Annotated in this window: 5 protein-coding genes; 4 read left to right on the plus strand and 1 reads right to left on the minus strand. The window is 70.5% G+C overall.

Annotated elements, in window-relative coordinates:
• Positions 1-55: 55 nt before the first annotated feature.
• Complete coding sequence (locus tag LDQ05_RS19315; RefSeq protein ID WP_226438568.1) at positions 56-1,648, minus strand: TM0106 family RecB-like putative nuclease; 1,593 nt, start codon at positions 1,646-1,648, stop codon at positions 56-58.
• Between the two features lie 111 nt (positions 1,649-1,759).
• Between LDQ05_RS19315 and LDQ05_RS19320 the strand changes: the two genes are divergently transcribed.
• Genes LDQ05_RS19320 through LDQ05_RS19335 form a run of 4 tightly spaced genes read left to right on the plus strand, consistent with a single transcriptional unit; the run spans position 1,760 to position 4,159 of the window.
• Positions 1,760-2,446 (plus strand): DUF6474 family protein, encoded by a 687-nt coding sequence (locus LDQ05_RS19320; protein ID WP_226438569.1) that lies wholly within the window; start codon positions 1,760-1,762, stop codon positions 2,444-2,446.
• Positions 2,447-2,453: 7 nt separating this feature from the next.
• Positions 2,454-2,948, plus strand: coding sequence for a hypothetical protein (locus tag LDQ05_RS19325; RefSeq protein ID WP_226438570.1), 495 nt, complete (start codon positions 2,454-2,456; stop codon positions 2,946-2,948).
• A gap of 30 nt (positions 2,949-2,978) precedes the next feature.
• On the plus strand, positions 2,979-3,644 hold the full coding sequence (locus tag LDQ05_RS19330) for a YcnI family copper-binding membrane protein (protein ID WP_226438571.1): 666 nt from the start codon (positions 2,979-2,981) through the stop codon (positions 3,642-3,644).
• Positions 3,641-4,159, plus strand: a complete 519-nt coding sequence (locus tag LDQ05_RS19335; RefSeq protein WP_226438572.1) for a copper resistance CopC family protein — start codon at positions 3,641-3,643, stop codon at positions 4,157-4,159. Before LDQ05_RS19330 ends, LDQ05_RS19335 begins: the two co-directional genes overlap by 4 nt.
• The last annotated feature ends 131 nt before the right edge of the window (positions 4,160-4,290 follow it).

A 4,290-nucleotide genomic window follows, 5' to 3' on the forward strand; every position in this document is an offset into this window, starting at 1 on the left:
CCGTGCGTGTTTCTGGTGGCCGGAGCTACCAGAAACACGCACGGGTGGGGTGGATCTACAGGTCGTCGATGTGCGGGATGTCCAGCACCGCGCGGTCGCTCATCCACTCCCGCAGCACCTTCGTGGCGATCACATCGTCCTCGTTGTATTCGAGCAACCGCGCGCGCTGACTCGGATCGGGCTCACCCTCGTATCCGACGGCCTCCCGATACCAACTCATCGACGCCTCGCCACCGGCCTCGTCGTCACGCCAGCGGTGCCCGGCGATCGGGGCGATCTTCTTCAGCCCCTTGCCGTTCGGGCACACGAACTGGTCGGTGACGGCCTGGTAGACGTCCACCCACTGCGGCGTCGAGATGAACGCCTTGACCTCCTGCTCCGACGGGACCCCCGGGTATCCGTGGAACCGGCGCGCCGACGACAGCAACCACTTGTCCTCCGCCGAACGCGAATAGCAGTACGCGGCGAACGTCTTCCCGCGGCGTTCCGCCGCCCGACGTTCCGCCGACAGCCACGTCCAGAACTCGGCGAACGACCGCGCCTCGTCCTCGGTGGGCACCGGTCGCCACGTCACGAACGGCCGGTACACCGACTGCACGTCGGTGTTGAGCAGCGTCCCCCACAGGTAGGCGCCGTGCTCGTGGTAGCTCTCCATGTCGACGTCGATCTCGACGTCGGCGCGCTGCACCGTCACCTGCCGGTACCGCCGCACCAGCGGCACGTCCGCCAGCCACGCCTTCGCGACCACGATCGCGTCCTCGAACGACCCCTGCGGCCACACCTCCGGCGGATCCCCCGTCCAGCCGGCGAGCCCGTCGATCGTGCGCACATCCAATTCACGCAGCACCACCGCGCGCTGCCCCGGCGCGACCAGCGACACGTCCCGACGCTCCGCCAGTTCCCGACGGCACCGCGGCCACCACGGGCAGGTGCGACACTCCCCGATCTGCGACGGCACTGTCGCCACGTTGCCGCGCGCGATCTCGAGTCGGTCGGCGAAACGTTCGTCGTAGTCGTCGAGGATCGACTCCAGGTCGTGCACCAGGATGCAGTCGCCGCCGTAGCCGATCGCGCCCGCGACCTTGGCGGGCGACGCCAATCCGTGTCGTTCGAGCATCCGGTGGAGTTGGGCGACGCGCATCTGGTCGCGCAACTGCGCACGCACCTTACGGTTCTCGTCGACGACCGGCGCCCACTCGAACAGGTCGCTGGTGACGGCCCCGCGGCCCGGGTCGGTGACCTTGTGATTGACGACGACGACGGGAATGTAGCCACCGCGCTCGGTGTCGCGCAGCAGGATCTCCGAACGCCCGCGACGCCCGGTGTCCGCCTCGAGCGGGAGCACGGCGCCCCAGATGCGGTCCGCACCGGCGCGGCACGCCTCGAGGGTCCGGTCGGCGCGACGGGCCATCGGCCCGTCCGGCTCGATCACCACCCATCGGTCGGGGTCGTCGGCGACGAGGCGTTGCCTGATCATGTCGCGGTGCGCGGCCGCCGCCTCCTGCCGCTGCACCGCCCCGGCGTTCGGTGCCGCCGCCGCCAGTTCGTCGGGATATGCCGCGTCCAGAAACACCCGGTGGCGACACCGCGTCAGCGCGCTCGCCTCCAATGAAACGGGCGCGCGCCGCTGCTCACCGGTCGCCTCCACAACAGTCCAGGGTATTCGGTCGAGACGCGGCGTCCGACAGCAGCATCGTCACGTTAGGCTGAGCGAGGGCGCGGGCGCGCCGCAGACGTACCGAATGGAGGGTGCTGTTCGATGGGGTTGTTCACGCGGCGGAAGCGACGCGCCACCCGCAGGGCCGAAGCCAAAGCTCTCCGGCACAAGGCCGAGCTCGAGGCGAAGCTCGGTGCGAAGAACCAGCTCAAGAGCGACAAGCGGGCCGCGAAGGGCCAGGAGAAGCTGAACCGGAAGCTCGCGAAGTCGCAGGCGAAGCTCGACAAGGAACTGGCACGATCCCAGTCCAAGATCGAGAAGGAACAGATCTCGACGCTCAAGGCCCAGAAGAAGGCTGCCGAGAACCAGGGGCTGAACGCCGCGAAGATCCGACGCTATCTGTCGGTGGCGCGGTTGCTCACCCCGATCCTCGCGCCGCTCGTCTACCAGGCGGTCACCGCGATACGTGGGCAGCTCGACGTGCGTCGCGCACAGCAGCTCGGGGTCGGTGTCGAGCAGCTCGGCGAGTTCACGGGGCACGGTGCGCGGCTGAGTGCCCGGATCGCCGGTGCCGAGCAGTCCCTCACCAAGATCGAGGCGCTGCACCCGAAGGACGCCGAGACCCGGAAGTTCGCGACGGCGATCCGCGCGCGACTGTCCGATCTGACCGCCGCGGTACCCGCCGCCGAGCAGATGCCGGCGGCGCGACGCAAGGCCGCGCACGCCGCGATCTCGACCGAACTCGACGGCATCGAAGCGGATCTGTTGGCGCGGCTCGGTGTGAGCTGATCACGCGTTGAGTTCCAGTCCGGCCCTGCTCGGCGGTACCGCGGGTGTGTGTACCGCGGTGCTGGCGATCGCAGCGCACGGCGCGGCCGGCGGCGGAATGCCGTCCGGTGCCGCCGCGGCGCTGCTGGTCGCCGTCGCCGTCGGGGTCGGCATCACGGGGGCGCATCATCCGGTGCTGCCGCCGACGGTGCTGCTCGCCGCGGGGCAGATCGCATCGCATGTGGCGTTGTCGTCGGTGACCGACGACCACACGCACACGACGGCGCCGATGATCGCCGCGCACGTGCTCGCCGTCGCCGGCTGCGCGCTCCTGCTCGGTGTCGCCGACCGTCTGCACTCGGTGTGTGCGCGGACGATCCGGCTCGCATCGACGCCGCTACCGACTGCGGCGGCACCACCGGCGGCGCTGCCGGTTCATCCGACGATGCTGCACCGCGGCATCGTCTTCCCGTCGACGATCTCGGTGAGAGGTCCACCGGCCACGGCCACCGCCGTGTCCTGACACCTCCCATCGAAAGATCGACATCCGAAAATGAAGACCGTATTCACCCGCGCCGTGATCGGCGCCGGGGCCACAGCCGCGTTGCTGCTCGCCGGATCCGGCGTGGCCGCCGCCCACGTCACCGTCGCCGCGCCGGGCGCCACCCAGGGCGGTTACACCGTCCTGACGTTCCGTGTCCCCACCGAGTCCGACACGGCGGGGACCACCGCCCTGACGGTGCAACTGCCCGACCTGCGGTCGGCACGCACCGAGCCGTTGCCCGGCTGGACCGCGACAGTCGAGAAGGACCCGCAGAGTCAACTCGCGAAGTCCGTCACGTGGACCGCCGACCCGGGCATCGAGGTCGGTCCGGGCCAGTTCCAGCAATTCGTGTTGTCGGCCGGTCCCCTCCCCGATCTCGAGGAGGTGACGTTCCCGGCCGTGCAGACGTACAGCGACGGCGAGGTCGTCGCGTGGGATCAGATCGCCGACGGTGACGAGGAACCCGAGAAGCCTGCCCCGTCGCTGACCCTCGCCGCGAGCGGCGGCGACGCACACGGCGACAGCGGTTCCCCCACGACGGAAACCGAGACGTCGACCGCGACCGGCGACACGACCGATTCCACGGCCCGTTGGCTCGGCGGGATCGGTCTGGTGCTCGGTGCGCTCGGTGCGGCACTCGGCCTCGGTGCCGTGATCCGGGGACGGCGGGCATGACACGTCTGATCACCGTCGTCACCGCCCTGTTCGTAGCGCTGATGATGTCCGCCGGTCCCGCCGCCGCCCATTCCGCGGTGATCGGAAGCAGCCCCGACGACGGGGAACGGATCGCGCAGGCCCCCGACCGGGTGAGCCTGACGTTCAACGAGTCCCTGCAACCGCAGTTCGCCGCCCTGACCGTGGTCGGCCCCGACGGCAATCTGTGGTCGGTGGGCGATCCGGTCGTCGAGGGTCCGACGATCAGTGTCGGTCTCGACGGACTCGGCCCGGTCGGCGAGTACACGGTGGCGTACCGGGTGACGTCCGCGGACGGGCATCCGGTCAGCGGCACCCGCGTGTTCACGCTCACCGAGGAGGGCACCGGAACCCCGGGTGCGCCCGCCGCCGGCAGCGGGGACGCGGCAGCCGACGACGCGGGCAACGACGGCCCCGCCGTGTGGTGGTTCGTCGTGGCCGGTGTCGTCGTGGTCGCGGCGGCCCTGTGGTTCGCGCTGCGCAAGCCGAAGGCCTGATCACAGTGCTGGTGGCGCGCCGACGGTGGCTCCTCGTGGCTGCCGTCGGCGCGCTCACCGGCGTCGCGGCCGGCTGGTTGCTCGCCGCGCCCGACCCGTCGAGTTGGGTGCGCGCGCTGTCGCTGTGCGCG

Origin of the sequence: Rhodococcus yananensis (assembly GCF_020515525.1) — a bacterium.
GTDB lineage: Bacteria > Actinomycetota > Actinomycetes > Mycobacteriales > Mycobacteriaceae > Rhodococcus > Rhodococcus yananensis.